The 15,786-nt window shown below is 64.5% G+C and carries 16 protein-coding genes; 11 read left to right on the top strand and 5 right to left on the bottom strand.

Going from position 1 to position 15,786, the window contains the following annotated elements; genetic code table 11:
• The first annotated feature begins 77 nt into the window (after nt 1-77).
• Entirely contained in the window at nt 78-368 is a 291-nt protein-coding gene (locus E3T39_RS11115) for a hypothetical protein (RefSeq protein ID WP_134515263.1), read from the top strand.
• Nucleotides 369-444: 76 nt separating this feature from the next.
• On the opposite strand, the gene E3T39_RS11110 is transcribed toward E3T39_RS11115, so the two are convergent.
• Both E3T39_RS11110 and E3T39_RS11105 read right to left on the bottom strand, forming a co-directional pair.
• Nucleotides 445-1,218 carry an ice-binding family protein gene (locus E3T39_RS11110; protein ID WP_134515261.1) on the bottom strand — a complete coding sequence of 258 codons (774 nt, stop codon included), beginning with the start codon at nt 1,216-1,218 and terminating at the stop codon, nt 445-447.
• Nucleotides 1,219-1,470: 252 nt separating this feature from the next.
• Nucleotides 1,471-2,070: a histidine phosphatase family protein gene (locus E3T39_RS11105; RefSeq protein ID WP_134515259.1), complete on the bottom strand. Its 600-nt coding sequence runs from the start codon at nt 2,068-2,070 to the stop codon at nt 1,471-1,473.
• Nucleotides 2,071-2,284: 214 nt separating this feature from the next.
• Between E3T39_RS11105 and E3T39_RS11100 the strand changes: the two genes are divergently transcribed.
• Nucleotides 2,285-3,604: a short-chain fatty acid transporter gene (locus E3T39_RS11100; RefSeq protein ID WP_134515787.1), complete on the top strand. Its 1,320-nt coding sequence runs from the start codon at nt 2,285-2,287 to the stop codon at nt 3,602-3,604.
• Nucleotides 3,605-3,732: 128 nt separating this feature from the next.
• Complete coding sequence (locus E3T39_RS11095) at nt 3,733-4,479, top strand: endonuclease/exonuclease/phosphatase family protein (protein WP_134515257.1); 747 nt, start codon at nt 3,733-3,735, stop codon at nt 4,477-4,479.
• 25 nt (nt 4,480-4,504) lie between these two features.
• Here E3T39_RS11095 and E3T39_RS11090 read toward each other — a convergent pair whose 3' ends face one another.
• A complete protein-coding gene (locus E3T39_RS11090) occupies nt 4,505-5,248 on the bottom strand; it encodes a sulfite exporter TauE/SafE family protein (RefSeq protein WP_134515256.1) in 744 nt (247 codons plus the stop codon).
• A gap of 129 nt (nt 5,249-5,377) precedes the next feature.
• Between E3T39_RS11090 and E3T39_RS11085 the strand changes: the two genes are divergently transcribed.
• Together E3T39_RS11085 and E3T39_RS11080 are read left to right on the top strand one after the other, a co-directional pair.
• Nucleotides 5,378-6,058: an HAD-IA family hydrolase gene (locus E3T39_RS11085; protein ID WP_134515254.1), complete on the top strand. Its 681-nt coding sequence runs from the start codon at nt 5,378-5,380 to the stop codon at nt 6,056-6,058.
• Nucleotides 6,059-6,162: 104 nt separating this feature from the next.
• The gene (locus E3T39_RS11080) at nt 6,163-7,116 is read left to right on the top strand and encodes a DarT ssDNA thymidine ADP-ribosyltransferase family protein (RefSeq protein WP_134515252.1); all 954 of its coding nucleotides are present in this window, start codon (nt 6,163-6,165) and stop codon (nt 7,114-7,116) included.
• A 65-nt stretch (nt 7,117-7,181) separates the two neighbouring features.
• On the opposite strand, the gene E3T39_RS11075 is transcribed toward E3T39_RS11080, so the two are convergent.
• Nucleotides 7,182-7,739, bottom strand: coding sequence for an MOSC domain-containing protein (locus E3T39_RS11075; RefSeq protein WP_134515250.1), 558 nt, complete (start codon nt 7,737-7,739; stop codon nt 7,182-7,184).
• Between the two features lie 137 nt (nt 7,740-7,876).
• Between E3T39_RS11075 and E3T39_RS11070 the strand changes: the two genes are divergently transcribed.
• The 6 genes from E3T39_RS11070 (at nt 7,877) to mgrA (ending at nt 13,095) form a co-directional block, all read left to right on the top strand.
• Nucleotides 7,877-8,179, top strand: a complete 303-nt coding sequence (locus E3T39_RS11070) for a helix-turn-helix domain-containing protein (RefSeq protein ID WP_134515248.1) — start codon at nt 7,877-7,879, stop codon at nt 8,177-8,179.
• Nucleotides 8,180-8,341: 162 nt separating this feature from the next.
• The gene (locus E3T39_RS11065) at nt 8,342-8,830 is read left to right on the top strand and encodes a Dps family protein (RefSeq protein ID WP_134515246.1); all 489 of its coding nucleotides are present in this window, start codon (nt 8,342-8,344) and stop codon (nt 8,828-8,830) included.
• A gap of 44 nt (nt 8,831-8,874) precedes the next feature.
• Nucleotides 8,875-9,912, top strand: a complete 1,038-nt coding sequence (locus E3T39_RS11060) for an acyl-CoA dehydrogenase family protein (RefSeq protein WP_134515244.1) — start codon at nt 8,875-8,877, stop codon at nt 9,910-9,912.
• Nucleotides 9,906-11,306 (top strand): PIG-L family deacetylase, encoded by a 1,401-nt coding sequence (locus E3T39_RS11055; RefSeq protein ID WP_134515242.1) that lies wholly within the window; start codon nt 9,906-9,908, stop codon nt 11,304-11,306. Before E3T39_RS11060 ends, E3T39_RS11055 begins: the two co-directional genes overlap by 7 nt.
• The gene (locus E3T39_RS11050) at nt 11,303-12,073 is read left to right on the top strand and encodes a glycosyltransferase (RefSeq protein WP_134515240.1); all 771 of its coding nucleotides are present in this window, start codon (nt 11,303-11,305) and stop codon (nt 12,071-12,073) included. The genes E3T39_RS11055 and E3T39_RS11050 overlap by 4 nt, the downstream gene beginning before the upstream one ends.
• On the top strand, nt 12,070-13,095 hold the full coding sequence (gene mgrA, locus E3T39_RS11045) for an L-glyceraldehyde 3-phosphate reductase (protein WP_134515238.1): 1,026 nt from the start codon (nt 12,070-12,072) through the stop codon (nt 13,093-13,095). Before E3T39_RS11050 ends, mgrA begins: the two co-directional genes overlap by 4 nt.
• Here the strand turns inward: mgrA and E3T39_RS11040 are convergent, their stop codons facing one another.
• A complete protein-coding gene (locus E3T39_RS11040; protein ID WP_134515236.1) occupies nt 13,096-15,783 on the bottom strand; it encodes a DEAD/DEAH box helicase in 2,688 nt (895 codons plus the stop codon).
• Nucleotides 15,784-15,786: the final 3 nt, after the last annotated feature.

Genomic DNA, 15,786 nt, shown 5'->3' with positions numbered 1-15,786 from the left:
GTGTCTCGGTGGGGCATCCGTTTTCGTCGCTCACGTTGAGGACTCGTACAGCAGGGCAGTACCCGTACCCTGAATCCATGCCTTCTTATCGCGTCACCATGAGTATCGAATCCCTGCACTCGGGAACCGCGCCCGCCTCGGTCGTGCCAAGGGCAGCCGCGGCCGCGGCCGAATTGACCACGGTCGAAGCCTCCGATCTCACGATCGTCGCCGGCGCGGCCCGAGTCATCGTGCGTTTCACAGCGGATGACGCGGCGTCGGCCCTGCAGATCGGCGCCCACGTTGTGGCAGATCTGCGGGTCGTCGCCGAGCTGCGGGCGTCGCTGGTCACCGAGCGAGTCAAAGGAACCTGGATACCGGTGCACTGAACTCGATGTTCGTGCGTTAACACACACAGGCGCGGGTGACAAGAAGTCACCCGCGCCTGTGTGCTTTCTTGCGGAGTTACTCGACGGGCGCGGTGACCGTGTTGCTCTGCAGTGTGACGGCCGTCTGGGCCAGAAGACGGCCGTTGATGGTCGCTCCGGTCTTCATGGCGATCATCGTCTGGCTGAGGATGGTGCCTTCGAAGTGAGCGGTCGTGCCGATGGCGACGGATCCGGCAACCTGCCAGAACACGTTCTTCGCCTGCACGTCGCCGGCCAGGATCACGTTCTGGGCGGAGGCCTGTTCCAGGTCCTTGGAGATCTGGAAGATGAAGACGTCATCCGCGGTGCCGGTGAGGACGACATCGGTGGAGATGTTCACGTCGGTGCCCCACTTGTAGAGGCCCTGGGTGAGGGTCAGGCCACCGATTTCGCCGGCGCCCAGGTTGATGAAGTCGGGAGTGGTGCGCCCGGCGGCATCGGTGTAGGCGATTTCGAGGTCGCTGACGGCCTCGGTGAGGTACGTTGCATCGGTCACGATGCAGGAGGGGCCCTCGGCGTCGACGCTGTAAATCGTTCCGTCGACCTCCGGGCAGGTGAGGTGAATAGCGGCACCCGAGATGGGGCTCGCGCCGACGTTTCCGCTGACCGCGGACGCGTAGACATCGGTGATGCCCGACTTCGAGAGGATGGCAAAGGTGCCGGCTTCTCCGAGGTCGACCGCGGCGCGCGGGGTGGGCTCAGCGGCGACGGCTCCGCCGACGCTAATGCCGCCCACTCCGATGATGCCGAATGCAAGTAGTGCCCCGAGAAGTCGCTTGCGCGACGGTGAAAGCTGTGTGAACGAACTCATGTTATTTCCCCTTTTTCATAGACACGCACGATGCGAGTCGGGACAGGACCACGTGCTGGCATGGTCGCCGATGTTGCACATCGGGCTTCTCCCGTTGACCGGGCTCGCGAGTAGGTGACGCCCCCAAGCCCCCGCTGTCGTGCCCTCCGGGCGCAATTCGCACATTCGTTCGTGCGCCCCCACGACAATGGTTCCAACGAATAGAATCTGTCTAACCCCATACTAGGGGTACTTCACCCGTTTGTGGTGCAACTAAACGATCGGGTCCATCGAACTCAGGTGACAGGCATCGTTCCACATCTGGAGCACCCGGTTCTCGCGTTCCCAGCCGAGCGTTGACACGGTTGCAGTGCCGAGGCTTAGGCTCTTGCCGGCGACGGCGGGCAATCCCATCCAGCGCGCTGTCATGATGCGCAGAAAGTGGCCGTGGGCGAAAATGGCCACTCGGCCCTCGGCTGCGAGGCAGGCGTCGATGGCGAGATCGGCACGTGCGCCTACTTCCTCGACGGATTCACCACCCACAATCGGATCGCCCCACACGCTCCAGCCCGCAATTTCCGAGCGGATGTCCACGGTTCGGCGTCCCTCATACACCCCATAATCCCACTCCAGCACATCGTCGTTGGCCACGCCCTGGGTGCCGTAGCCCGCCCGTTCCATGGTCTCCCAGGCACGCACCAGCGGGCTCGAATAGACCCGATCAAAGTGTTGACCGTCGAGCATCTCGCCGAGAGCATCCGCTTGTTGGCGCCCGAAGTCGGTCAGCGGAACGTCGGTGCGCCCGGTGTGCTGGCCGGAGATGCTCCACTCGGTTTGTCCGTGGCGAATAAGAACGATGTCGTTCTGGGTCATGCGGCTCCCTCGCGTGTGCCGCAGGAACGCGGCGGCCCGTCAAGTCTACGTTTCGTGCGATTGGGGCAGCCCTCGAGCGGGGGAGTAGACGACCCGCCTGCTAGCTTTATACGGTCAGTGCAGACGCCCTGAGCCACAACGTTGTAGCAACTCAGGGAGACCCTTCGTGTCAACTGCCACTGATAAACGCCCCACCGGACCGGCCGCCGCGTTCATGCGCCCGATCAACTCGCTCGTCGAACGGTTCATTCCGAGCGCCCTTGTGTTTGTTATCGCGCTGACCGTGATCGTGGCCGTCCTGGCACTGATTCTCACCGATTCCAGCCCGGTCGACGTCGTTCGCAGCTGGGGTGACGGCTTGGCCGGGCTGCTTGCCTTCATGACGCAGATGGCGCTTGTGCTGCTGCTCGGTCACGTTCTGGCCAATACCACTCCGGTGCACCGGCTGCTCGTGCGCCTGGGCGGCGTTCCTCGTACGGCTCTGCAGGCTTACCTCTTTGTGTTCACGGTCGCCGCGGTGGCCTGCCTCATCACCTGGGGCCTCGGGCTCGTGGTCGGTGGATTACTCGCCAAGGAGGTTGCCTTTCAGCTGCGCGCCAAGGGCGTGCCGGTGCACTTTCCACTACTGGTGGCCGCCGGATACTCCGGCTTCGTGATCTGGCACATGGGCTATTCGGGGTCGGGTCCGCTCACCGCGGCCACCGAGGGCTCCTTCCTGGCCGAGCAGCTGGGCCGCACGATTCCGCTCAGCGACACGACATTCTCCGCGTGGAATATTACGGCAGCCATAGTCACCATCGTCGTTGTAGCGCTTGCCCTGGCGCTCGTCGCCCCGCGGCGCAACGCGGCGGTCTTCGTGCTCGAGGTCGATGCACGCGAGAAGACGGTCGCCGAAGAAGCGGTGGTGACGCCCGCTGATCGGCTTGATGCCAGCCGCATCCTGACCCTGATCGTAGGGCTGGCGCTCATTGCTTACCTCGTCATCCACTTTGTCGAAGGGGGGACGCTCAGCCTGGACATCGTCAACTGGTCGTTTCTCGGGCTCATTTTTTTGCTCGTTCGCAACCCGTTCGAACTCATCCGGCTCACCAAAGACGCGGCGTCGAACGTCGGCGACATTCTGCTGCAGTTTCCGCTCTACGCGGGAATTCTCGGCATGATGGTCGGCTCGGGTCTGATCGGCGTCTTCTCCGACTTCTTCGTGAACGTGTCGACCCCGGCGACCTTCGGCGTTATGGCGCTGCTCGCGGCCGGACTGGTGAATTTCTTCGTGCCCTCCGGCGGCGGCCAGTTCGCGGTACAGGGCCCGATCATGCTCGACGCGGCCGAGCGCCTCGGCGTCGACCCTTCGGTTGCCATCATGGCCGTCTCCTACGGAGACCAATGGACCAACATGATCCAGCCGTTCTGGGCGCTGCCGTTGTTGGCGATCGCCGGGCTGAAAATGCGTGACATTCTCGGTTACACGACGATCACCTTTCTCGCGGCCGGCCTGGTCTTCATCGCGACCATGTTCATCGTTGGAGCCGGCTAACCCCCGATCAGGGAAGTCGGCAGGCTGGATGCCACCTGCGCATGTGTCAACTGACCCCGGATGTTTAATGTCGACCCCGTTCAGAGTCGTAGGCTGGAGGCATAGCCATCAAGTCTGAGACGGGTGCCATGAGGGTCATTAGTTACAACCTCCGAAAGAACCGTGCCAGCGGCGAACTCGTCGCCCTGGCCGAACGTTACAGTCCCAACATTCTCTGCCTGCAGGAATGCAACACCATCGATTTGCCGGCCGAGGTCGGCCACCTGCACCTGGCGGACTCCACCCAGCGTAACCGGCTAGGCCTCGCCATCTACTACAACAAGGACCGTTTCACGGCGGTCAGGACGCAGGCTTTTGCGTTGAAGAAGTCGTTGCACGATCACCTCGCCGCGCCCGCACACGAGAGACTGATCGCCACCCGCCTGATCGACAATGTCGCGCAGCGGGAGCTCGTCGTCGCATCCTTTCACGCCGCGCCGCTGACCGCGCTCAATTCCCTGCGCCGCAACCAGATTCGCACCGCCCACGAAGAGTTGAGCGTTCTGGGCCCCGGCCTGCCGACCCTCATGGTTGGCGATTACAACTATCCAATCTTTCAGGGCAAGCTCGGCAATAAGGTGAATCAGGCCGGCTACGATCTCACGCTCAGCGATACGCGCACGTACACCCGTTATAAGTTCTTTCGCGGACACTTCGATCTGGCGACCTCGATGGGCCTAAAAATTTCCAATGTCGAGACCCTCCCGCAGGGCACCTCAGATCACATGCCCATCCTGGTAACGGCTACCTATTCCGACGAGCACAGGATGCAGACGGATGCCGCGCATCACGTTGCCAACCCGGCTGCCGTCGAGGGCGCCGACTTCACCATCTGAGGTCATGGGCAAATCTCCGGCCGCCTTAGACGAGCAGCTCGACTACTCCGCGCACGATGGTCGCGAACGACCCGAGATAGGCAACGATTACGAGCAGGCGTCGGGCCACGTGCGGCTCGATCACAGTGGCCAGCCGGTCACCGACGATGAGCCCCACGATGCAGGCGCACCCGATGAGCACCCAGACCAGCACCGGCAACTGGGGCAGGTCGGCCGATCCCAGGGCGAATTTTGAGGCCAGGGACGCCAGCCCGATCGTGAGAAAGTACGGCTGCATGGTCGCGGCAAAGGACCGCTGCGGCCACCCCGTGGCAATCGCATAAATACTCACCGCTGGGCCGCCGACGCCGGCCGTCGTGTTCATGAACCCGCTGGTCATGCCGGCCATCACGCGAAAACCCAGACGGTCGCGCACAACGACCCGGCCGAGATTCACCGATATGGTCAGACCGGCCGCCACGAGTACGCCGATCGAAATTTCGAGCCAGGCTACCGAAACGAACTGCAAAACGTAAGAGCCGGGCACGATGCCTACGACGGCGCAGACCGCCAAAACACCGTAGCGCCGCCAGTCCACCTGTCGAAATACTCGCATCAAGATGATGCTCGCCGTGAGGGCCCCACACACGTTGACCACGATGACGCCGTCAACCGGTCCGAGCAGTAACACCAGAAAGGGCGCCGCTACCAGGGCGAACCCCATGCCAGTGATGCGCTGCATGCTCGAGCCCACCAGCACGGCCGCAATCACCAGAACGGTCGTCCACACGTCAAGGTCTCCCAGCTCGGTTGTTGCTGTCCACGATACCTGCCCGCACGGCACCGAATGGCATGGGCGATGGTGGGTGGCCTACCGTTGAAACACCGGCACCCAGCCGGCGCGACGAAAGGACAACGCATGCCCGACCCCAGTTTTACTACCGCGAACGTTTTGCAGGGGCGCACCTTCGACGCCGTATTGTTCGACATGGACGGCACCCTCATCGATTCCACGCCGGCGGTCAACCGCTCGTGGGCCGCTTGGGCAAGCGAATGGGGCGTGGCCAAGGACGAAACCGCCCACGGTCGCCCGGCGCGCGACATCATCGCAGAACTAGTGCCAGCCGCCCGCGTCGACGAGGCGATCGACCGAATTCTCGCCCTCGAAACCGCCGACACCGATGACATCACCGTGCTGCCCGGTGCCGCAGCGCTCCTGAACAGCCTGCCGGAGAGTCGACGGGCCATCGTCACGTCCTGCGCGCGGCCACTGGCGGTCGCCCGGCTGGCGGCATCCGCTTTGGTAGCACCGAGCGTGATCGTGACCATCGATGACACCCCGCGAGGCAAGCCGTTCCCTGAACCGTTTCTGGAGGGAGCCGCTCGGCTCGGCGTCGACCCGCGCCGGTGTCTGGTGATCGAGGATGCGCCCGCCGGGTTGCAGGCCGGCCGCGCCGCTGGCTGCACCACGATCGGAGTCGCCGGAACCTATCCGGCGACCGAACTCGAGGCCGACCTGATCGTGCCCGGGCTCGATCATCTGCGCATCGAATCCACTGACGACGGACTCATTGTTTGGGTCGAGTTGCTGAAAAACTAAAGAACGGTCAGCGCGGCCACCCAAATGAACGTAACGTTGAAAGGCGGTATGCGCGTTCGGCTTTTCCGAGTGGCGCGAGCCGCGTAACGAAAGGTTTTTCCCTCTTGGACGACGAATGCATCCACGGACTCGAGGGCCAATTGTGCGCTCTGTGCTTTCCCAAAGTCCTTACTGAGCCCCTCACGCCGGTGAAGAAGACCCGGGCGCCGAAACTGTCCTCGCTGCGCGACCCACTGCCGACCGCGGCCATGCCCGTGGCGCGCACAGCTCGCCCGGTTCGCGTCGCCGGCGCACCTCGCCCGGTGCGAGCTGAGACGCTCTCGACCGACAACGTCGACGAGCAGCGCGTGTACCACCTCACCCACATCAGCAACCTCAGCGCCATTTTGCAGGACGGACGCCTGCTCGCCAACGACGCGCTCACCGAGCGGCCCGCCGTCGACATCTCCGCACCGGCCACTCGCGACCTGCGCCGGGTTGCCCACGTCTCCGGCGACGGCCGCAGTGTTGCTGAGTACGTACCCTTCTTTCTGTCGCCGAACGCGACCGTCTGGGAGAGCGTGCGCGCCGAAGCCGTTGACCCGCGCCTGGCGCTCGATGCCCACGGCTCCGAGGCCTTTGACTTCGTCATGCTCGTTACTACGGTCAAGAAGATCAACGAGGGGATTGCGGCGCGTGCCGCAGCTGAAATTGTTTCGACAGAGGCCCAGGCTGAAACCGCGCAGAATGCTGACCTCGCCGAAGAACCGGTCCCGTTCGTTCCCGGCGTGGTCGCCGTCACCAACGGTGACGCCGCCGGAGCGTTGACCAGGTTCGGCGCCACGCCGGCCACCGCTGAGCGTATGCTGCAGACCCTTCGCGCCGAAGCAGACGGCGCGATGATTCTCGAAGCCGAGCTGCTCGTGCCCGACGCCGTGCCGATGGACCTGATCACGCTGATCGGCGTCTGCAATGACAATGTGCGCGAAACTGTGCGCGGCATCCTGAAGGCGAGCTCGTATAAGCCCAAGGTTGCGGTCTACCCGCCGTGGTTCCACACCTCCGCTGACCCCCAGTAGCGCTTTGCTTTCGGGCATGGGCCCAGAGATTGGGCCCATGGTCAGGCCTGGGCGTGAATCCAGACCTAGACGACCCCGAGCGGGAGATGCTCACCGACGGGCAGCTCCACCCGGATCCGGTCGCCTTGTTCCACGATGCCGCCGGTCACCACGACGCCCATGATTCCGCCGCGGCGCTGAACTGCGCCGGCGGCATCCGTTCTAATGAGCTGCTTCATCAGGCCTTTCTGGTAGCCGTTGATGAGCGAGCACGGGCTGCGCATTCCGGTGATCGAGACCACGGCCTCGCTGCCGAGGTGCAGGCGGGTTCCGAGCGGCAGGGTCATCAGATCGATGCCGATGGTCGTCACGTTTTCACCGAGCTCGCCCGGTGCGACCGTATACCCGGTCGGTACGAGGTCGTCGAACAACTCTGCGGCCATGAAGTGAACCTGGCAAAGGTTGGGCGCAGTGGGATTACGTTTTTTTGCGTAGCGGTGCTGCACCGTGGCACCCGCGTGAGAATCACCGTCGACACCGATTCCAGCCAGCAAACGGATGCTTGCGACCACCGGCTTGCTGAACCGGTGCGCGTCATCGCGGCTGACGGAGACGACCGCACCGGGACGTCCCTCGATTGCCATGCCATCGATTCTGCCATAGCGCACGCACGTTCGAGGAGACGCCTACAACGCCGACTGCGCAGACGTCAAAATGTCTGCGTCAGGTGGTTGACGCACCAGCACGCTGGGCCTACATTTCATCAGTGGAAAGGTTGCCGATGACCAGTGTTGCCCCCGACAGTCACGACCAGACCGATGCGGGTAGCGCTGAACCAGTGCGACCGCCGGCAGATGAATCAGCCCCGCACATCGCCCGGCCCTACCGGGCTCTGGAGCGCGAGTTGGAACGCGCGGTGCGTGATCGCGTTGAAGTGAACCTGCGGGTCACCGCGGCGGTCAACGCCATGCGCGACGGCGGCTGTTCCTGGGCCGATATCGCACGCATCCTCGGCACCGCCCCGCAGACCGCACACAAGAAGTACAGCAAGCCGCACCCGCCACGTGCTCCCAAGGACGCCTGAGAAGGGCGAGGTCAGAGCGTGCCTTGGGCTGCGCCCGCGAGAAGCCTGGGTGCCGGGGGCCGCACGTCGGGTCTGCGGCCCTCGGTCGGGTAATTGCATTGTGGCCCAGATTACGCGGCCATGATATGGTCTGGAGGCAAATTCCCCGATTGGAAGGACACCATGCAAGCCTCCGAAACACTCAGCGACAACCTGCAGTCCGTTCTGGTCGACCTGATCGAGTTGCACGTGCAGGGCAAGCAGGCGCACTGGAGCGTCGTCGGAAAGAACTTTCGCGACCTGCACCTGCAACTCGACGAGATCATCCTCGATGCCCGTGAATTCTCCGACCAAGTTGCCGAGCGCATGCGCGCACTCGACGCGATGCCCGATGGCCGCAGCGAGACGGTCACCAAAGCCACCCACCTGCCGAAGTTTCCCGACGGCGAAGTCGACACGACCGAGACGGTCACCCTCATTACCGAACGGCTCGACGCCACGGTCGACAACATGCGCAAGGTCCACGATGAGGTCGACGAGGAAGACCCCACCAGCGCGGATCTTCTTCACGCTTTCATCGAAAAGCTCGAGCAGTATTCCTGGATGGTCAGCGCGGAGAATCGTAAGCCGCGCAAGCGCTCCGCAGGGAAATCCGCGCACCGAACCTCCTGACGCACGTTCGACCCGACAAGTCTTCCTGAGTGGAGGGGGTTGCCATGAAGCGTGAAGCTGTCCTGCGGTCGGCTGAACTTTTCAGTGTGCGTGGTGATCTCGCTGCCGCTGCCGCCGCGGTCAACGGTGACGCGCGGCGGGCGCTGGCGCTGGCGAAGACTCTGGTACGTGTTCCCCGACCGGGGGAAGGACACACGATGCAGCTCTTCGACACCCTGTCGACACTTGGTGCCGCCGACCTCACTGCGGCTCGGGTGGCCGAGGCCCACCTCGATGCTCTGGCGATTCTGCACCAAGCGGGCCATGCGCCAAGACCGGACCAAACGTGGGGCGTCTTCGCGGCGGAGGGGCCAGAGATGCCACTCACGGCCACAAGAGTGGATGGCGGATGGCGGCTCGACGGCATCAAGCCGTGGTGTTCCCTCGCCGGGTTGCTCAGCCACGCGCTCGTAACAGCGCACGTTGCTCGCCCACACGGTGACCCCGGCCGCCAGCTGTTCGCCGTCGACCTGGGCCAACCCGGCATCACGGTGCATGAGGACATCTGGGTGGCCCGTGGACTGTCGCAGGTGCTGAGCGGTCCGGTCGATTTCACCGCGGTCACCGCCGATGCTGTCGGCGACGACGGCTGGTACCTGCGCCGGCCAGGGTTCTCCTGGGGTGGTGTCGGGGTGGCGGCCGTGTGGTGGGGTGGGGCAGTCGGTTTGGCCCGCACGCTGTACGACTCCACTCAGGGCCGCGCCCCCGACCAGATCGCCCTCGCCCTCCTCGGCGCTGTCGATCTGGCAGTGACCGGGGCGCAGACTGCGCTCGCGGCGGCCGCCTCCGCCATCGATGCCGGGGAGGCCGACGATGCTGCCGGCTCCCTGCTCGCCGCGCGCGTGCGGGGAATCGTCGCCCGAACGGTTGAGGACGTCATATTTCAGATCGGGCACGCGCTCGGGCCGGCGCCACTCGCTCTCGATGCCCGGCACGCCCAGCGGGTGGCCGACCTGCAACTGTATGTGCGCCAGCACCATGCCGAACGGGACGATGCCGTCTTGGGCCGGATGCTCGTAACGAGGGGGAGTGCACCATGGTGACGTTCAATCATTCCGACGGCGGAACGCCCGAAAAGGCCTGGCAGGCAGCCCACTTGCCTGTTCGGTTCAACTCGCTCGGCCTCGACGCGCTGGAACGCCTGATTGTTGTGTCGGCGCATCCCGACGACGAGAGCCTCGGGGTCGGCGGACTCATCGCTCACGTGGCCGGGCTCGGGCTGCCGATCATTGTCATTGTGCTGAGCAACGGTGAGGCGTCGCACCCCAACTCACCGACCCACGACCCGGCGCGCCTCGCACAGCTTCGCCGCATTGAGGTGACGGATGCCCTCGCCCACCTCGCCCCCAACGCGCTCGTTCACCTGTTGGAGCTGCCAGACGGCAAACTGACGGAGAATGTGGATATCGCCGAGGGAGCGATCGCTGAGGCGATCGGCGATGCGGGCGACTCGACCTGGGTGGTAGCGCCGTGGCGAGCCGACGGGCATCCGGATCATGCTGCGGCGAGTTCGGCAGCGGAGCGGGCGGTACGTACCCATCGGGCAAGGCTGTTCGAATACCCGATTTGGGCCTGGCACTGGTCGACCCCCGATGACGCGGTGTGGTCTGCCGAAACCGTGCGGGTTTTCGACCTGAAGCCGGTCGAACGTGCGGCCAAGGCTCAAGCCCTCGCGCTGCATCGCAGCCAGGTGCGCCCATTGTCGGAATCCCCCGGCGATGAAGCCATCGTTCCGGCCAGCTTTCGGGCGCACTTCGCGCGAGACTACGAAACGCTAATTGAGGTGCGTGTTCGGCCGGAACCGCCAGCGGATGCCCACGCTGACCCGCAGCAGAGCCTCGCAGCCGGGTATTTCGACACCGTCTACTCGTCCGGTCCCGATCCGTGGGGTTTCGAGACGCGGTGGTATGAGAAACGCAAGCGGTCGGCCCTCCTCGCGGCACTGCCGCGGCAGCGCTTTGGTGCAGCGCTCGAATTGGGATGCTCGACCGGCGTGCTGACCGCCGAGCTGGCCGACCGTTGTGACACCGTGCTGGGAATCGACCTGGTGGAGCAGCCTCTCGGCATTGCCAGGCAACGACTGGTGGGCTGGCCCGGAGTGAGTTTTGAACGCCGAACGCTGCCGGCGGATTGGCCGGAGGGAGAGTTTGAGCTGATCGTGCTGTCGGAGGTGGGATATTACTGCTCGGCCGCTGACCTGCGCCGCGTGCTCGAACAATGCAGAGCCAGTCTCGCTCCGGGGGGTGCACTCGTGGCCTGCCACTGGCGGCATCCGGTGGCGGATTATCCGCTCACCGGTGACGCGGTGCACGCGCAGCTCACCCACGTCGTTGGGCTGCAGCGCACCGTGCGTCACCTGGAACGCGATTTCGTACTCGAAGTCTACGAGCAGCGGCCAGCCCTGTCGGTGGCTCAGCGCGACGGGTTGGTGCCGTGACCGGTCCGTCGCGCATCGAAGCTGCGCGGATCAAAGATGTGGTGATCGTCGTGCCCGTACGCGATGAAGAGGTGCTGTTGCCGCGCTGTTTAAATGCGCTTACTGCGGCGATCGACGCCCTGTGCGCCGTTCCAGAGCCGGAACGACCGCGAGTGTGCGTGCTTCTGGTGCTCGATCACTGCACCGACCTGTCGTCACGGGTCGCCGCGAACTGGAGTGCCTTCCGGCGCCGGGAGATTGACGCCGGTGCCGTTGGTGTGGCTCGCCGCGAGGGCATTCGGCAAGCGCTGGGGCATGTGCGTACGCGAAACGACGATGCGGCATCCGCGTCGCAGATTTGGATCGCCACGACCGATGCTGACTCGGCCGTGCCGCCGCACTGGCTCGTCACCCAGCTCGCCCTGGCCCGCAATGGTGCCGAGCTCGTACTCGGAACGGTGCAGCCCGACGACGATCTGGCCGCCCACGAGCTGCTGCGCTGGGAAGCGCTGCACACGATTGGTGAGGGGCATCCGCACGTTCACGGCGCCAACCTTGGGGTGCGGGCCGACCGCTATCTAGCTGCTGGGGAATTTGCGCCAGTGGACCGCGATGAAGACGTGCTCCTGGTGGCCGCGCTGCGCCAACTCGGTGTCAGCGAGGCGCGCACCGCGCTGATTCCGGTGCTGACGTCCGGGCGGCGAATTGGACGTGCCCCGGCTGGCTTTGCCGGTTATCTCCGCGACCACGTCGATGCGGAAAATAAAAGTGGGATCATGATCAGATGACTTATCTTCCGAATGATTCCCGTTACGAGTCGATGCCCTACCGTCGCGCCGGGCGCAGTGGCCTCAAACTGCCCGCCATTTCGCTCGGTCTGTGGCAAAACTTCGGCGATGACAAGCCGCTCGCAACGCAGCGAGCTATTCTCCGCCGGGCCTTCGACCTCGGCATCACCCACTTCGACCTGGCCAACAACTACGGCCCGCCCTATGGTTCGGCCGAAACGAACTTCGGCCAGCTGTTTCGCGAGGACTTCGCTGCCCACCGCGATGAGGTCGTGCTCTCGACCAAGGCCGGTTACGACATGTGGCCTGGCCCATATGGCAACTTTGGAAGCCGCAAATACCTGTTGTCGAGCCTCGACCAGTCGCTCTCGCGCATGGGCGTTGACTATGTCGACATCTTCTACTCCCACCGCGCCGACCCCGACACCCCGCTCGAAGAGACGATGGGGGCGCTGCACACCGCTGTCACGAGCGGCCGCGCCCTTTACGCCGGAATCTCGTCGTACTCGCCCGAACGCACCCGAGAAGCGGCCGCGATCCTGGCCGACCTCGGCACTCCGCTGCTGATCCACCAGCCTTCCTACTCGATGTTCAACCGGTGGGTCGAGGACGATCTGCTCAACACGCTCGATGACATCGGCGCTGGCTGCATTGCGTTCTCGCCGCTGGCCCAGGGGCTGCTCACCGACCGCTACCTCGGCGGTATCCCCGCGGACTCGCGCGTGGCGCGGGAGGGCTCGGCGAAAAAGTCCATGGTGAGCGCCGAGGCGCTGACCCATATTCGCGCCTTGACCGAGATCGCCTCCGGTCGTGGCCAGTCACTGGCGCAGCTGGCACTGGCCTGGGTGCTGCGCAATTCCGAGGTGACGAGCGCTCTGATTGGAGCGTCGTCGGTGGCGCAGCTCGAGGCGAATGTGGGGGCGCTGCAGAACCTCGACTTCACCGCCGAGGAGCTGACCGCCATCGACGAGCACGCCGTCGACAACGGAATCAATCTGTGGGCGGCGTCGAGCGCGGTCTGATCACGGCTCCAGCAGGCCGCGAATGTCGTCGGCGGTGAGCGCGGTGCTGAACATGGCGTCGTCGTCGAGCACAGCGTTGAACAGTTGCGATTTTTGCTTCTGGAGCGCAACGACCTTCTCCTCGATGGTGCCGGTCGCGACGAGCCGGTACACCATGACGTTGCGGGTCTGGCCGATGCGGTGGGTGCGGTCGATGGCCTGCGCCTCGGTTTGCGGGTTCCACCACGGGTCGAGCAGAAAAACATAGTCGGCTTCGGTCAGGTTGAGGCCGAAGCCGCCGGCCTTGAGGCTGATCAGGAATACGGGTGCCGCGCCGTTTTTGAACCGGTCGATTACTTCGCTGCGCCGCAGTGTCGACCCGTCGAGGTAGCAATATGGAACACCCTGCGCGTCGAGTCGGGCGGCGGCGAGCTTCAAAAATGACGTGAACTGGCTGAAGATGAGTGCCTTGTGTCCCTCGGCGATGACGTCGTCGAGCTGTTCGAACAGGGCGTCGAGCTTGCTCGACCGCACGCCCGCATACTTCTTGTCGACGAGCGAGGCGTCGAGGCTCAGCAGCCGCAGCAGGGTGAGCGAGCGAAAAATGATAAACCGGTTCTTGTCGAGCTCCTCGATCAAACCGTAGAGCTTCTGCCGTTCCCGCTGCAGAAACGTGTCGTAGAGCTTCTGGTGCGCCGGGTTCAGCGCGATCTGCAGCTCCTGTTCCTGCTTGGGCGGCAGGTCACGGGCCACGACGTCCTTGGTCCGGCGCAAAATCAGCGGGCGGATGCGTCGTCGCAGCTTTGCGAGCCGCTCGGGGTTCTCACCCCGGGTCACCGGCCGCACGTAGTCCTCGAGGAATTTGCGGGATGATGCAAACAGGCCAGGTGCGACGATGCTGAACAGCGACCACAGGTCCATCAGATTGTTCTCCAGCGGAGTGCCCGTGATGGCCAGTTTGAACGGCGTATTCAGCTCCTTCGCGCAGGCATAGGCGCGGCTCGTGCGGTTCTTCACGAATTGGGCCTCATCGAGAATGAGGCCGGCCCAGGCTACCGCCTGGTACGCCTCGAAATCGAGACGGAACAACGCGTACGAAGTGATGAGCACGTCAACGTCGGTGGCAGCATCCGCTATCAGCGTGCCGCTTTTTACCTCCGTCGCCGTGAGGGTGCGCACACGCAGCCCTGGCGTGAATCGAGTCGCCTCGTTGCGCCAGTTCGCCACAACGGATGTCGGCGCGACGACCAGGAAAGGCCCGGGTTTTGCGGCACTCGCGTGCACCAGCAGCGCCAGGGTCTGCAGTGTTTTGCCGAGCCCCATGTCGTCGGCGAGTACCCCGCCCAGCTGGTGTTTCCAAAGAAATGCGAGCCAGGCGAACCCCTCTTCCTGGTAGGGGCGCAGGGTGGCGCGTACGCCGTCCGGAAGCGGAGTCGGATCAATGCCGGCCAGATTTTTAAGCCCGGCAGCGGCCGCCCGCCACGAGACGGCCGGCACTGTCTCGTCGGCGAGGTCCTCGAAGTCGCTCCATAAACTGGCCTGGTAGCGGCTGATGCGCAGGCCGGTCTCCCACTCCTGCAGTGCGCGGGCTTCGTTGATGAGCTCGTGCAGCTGCTCGAACTCGGGGCTCTGCAGGGAGAGATAGCTGTTGTCGACCAGTTTCAGTCGGGTCTGCCCCTTCGCAAGCGCCTTGAACAGCGGGCCGAATGGCACGGTGATCGCGCCGACGGTGACGATCACGCCAAGGTCGAACCAGTCGCGCTGGTCGGTCTCCACCGTCGTGATCACGAGGTGCGGCGTTTCGGTGCGCTCGAAGTTGTCGGGCAGCACCTCGGGAAAATGCACCGAGGCATCCGTGCTGGTCACGGCGACCGTGCGCTGCAGCGTGGGGTAGATGGTGCCGAGAAACTCGGTCGTGTCGGCCGCTGGAATGCTGGCCGCATCGACCTGCCCGACCAGGTGCCGCTGCTCGCTGCTGAGCGGGCCAGCGGTCGGTGCGAGCGTGAACACGGTCGGCAGGCCGAACCTCACACTGTAGATGCCGTGGCCGGCGATGATTCCGGCGGCGCCGAGCGGGTGGTTCTCCCCGTCGATGTGCAGGCGGGCTTGCAGGGTCACCGGGCCGGCGGCATCCGTTCGGGAGGCGTCGAGGCTGATCTCGGCGAGCGAACCGATCCGAACGACGACGTCCTTCCTGGTGCCGACGAAGCCGATGCCGAGCTGTTCGGCCTCCCGCAGTAGCGGCCAGAGCAGTGGGCTGGTGAAGTTGTCGAGGTAGATCCAGTCGGTTTCCTGGTTCGTGTACACCTCGCGCACGGCCTTGTAGAGTGCGGCGAACTGCGAGATCCAGCGGTGGTGTTCGGGGTCGAGGTTGAACCGGTTCAGCTGAAAGGTGAGGTGACTCCAGGTGACGTTGCTGCGCACCCAGTTGCCGTTCGCATTGTGAATGACCGGCCGCACACCGAGCCGAAACTCGCCGTGGGCGGACTCGAGCGCTTTCACCGGTTTGGCGGTCGGCCCACGCCAGCGGTCATTCGTGCGCGGAGTCTGCTCGCGCAGCTCAAACTGCAGCCCCATCGGCACTTTCGGGCCGGTGGCCGGTGGCCGCGGTTGCCCGAAATTACCGATCCGCGGCAGAGCGGATGCCGGCTGCTCTGGCGCCTGCACCAGCCGCTTCCACGCGGGGGTCAGGTCTGGGCCGTTCGGCATTCC

This window comes from Cryobacterium suzukii, assembly GCF_004403185.1.
GTDB classification, from domain to species: Bacteria; Actinomycetota; Actinomycetes; order Actinomycetales; family Microbacteriaceae; genus Cryobacterium; species Cryobacterium suzukii.
Note: the sequence above shows the minus strand (reverse complement) of the source record. Positions and strands in the feature narration are given on the sequence as shown.

Coding starts and splice junctions, on each gene's coding strand:
- E3T39_RS11115 (WP_134515263.1), top strand. CDS start 78: ATGCCTTCTTATCGCGTCACCATGAGTATCGAATCCCTGCACTCGGGA.
- E3T39_RS11110 (WP_134515261.1), bottom strand. CDS start 1,218: ATGAGTTCGTTCACACAGCTTTCACCGTCGCGCAAGCGACTTCTCGGG.
- E3T39_RS11105 (WP_134515259.1), bottom strand. CDS start 2,070: ATGACCCAGAACGACATCGTTCTTATTCGCCACGGACAAACCGAGTGG.
- E3T39_RS11100 (WP_134515787.1), top strand. CDS start 2,285: ATGCGCCCGATCAACTCGCTCGTCGAACGGTTCATTCCGAGCGCCCTT.
- E3T39_RS11095 (WP_134515257.1), top strand. CDS start 3,733: ATGAGGGTCATTAGTTACAACCTCCGAAAGAACCGTGCCAGCGGCGAA.
- E3T39_RS11085 (WP_134515254.1), top strand. CDS start 5,378: ATGCCCGACCCCAGTTTTACTACCGCGAACGTTTTGCAGGGGCGCACC.
- E3T39_RS11075 (WP_134515250.1), bottom strand. CDS start 7,739: ATGGCAATCGAGGGACGTCCCGGTGCGGTCGTCTCCGTCAGCCGCGAT.
- E3T39_RS11070 (WP_134515248.1), top strand. CDS start 7,877: ATGACCAGTGTTGCCCCCGACAGTCACGACCAGACCGATGCGGGTAGC.
- E3T39_RS11065 (WP_134515246.1), top strand. CDS start 8,342: ATGCAAGCCTCCGAAACACTCAGCGACAACCTGCAGTCCGTTCTGGTC.
- E3T39_RS11060 (WP_134515244.1), top strand. CDS start 8,875: ATGAAGCGTGAAGCTGTCCTGCGGTCGGCTGAACTTTTCAGTGTGCGT.
- E3T39_RS11055 (WP_134515242.1), top strand. CDS start 9,906: ATGGTGACGTTCAATCATTCCGACGGCGGAACGCCCGAAAAGGCCTGG.
- mgrA (WP_134515238.1), top strand. CDS start 12,070: ATGACTTATCTTCCGAATGATTCCCGTTACGAGTCGATGCCCTACCGT.
- E3T39_RS11040 (WP_134515236.1), bottom strand. CDS start 15,783: ATGCCGAACGGCCCAGACCTGACCCCCGCGTGGAAGCGGCTGGTGCAG.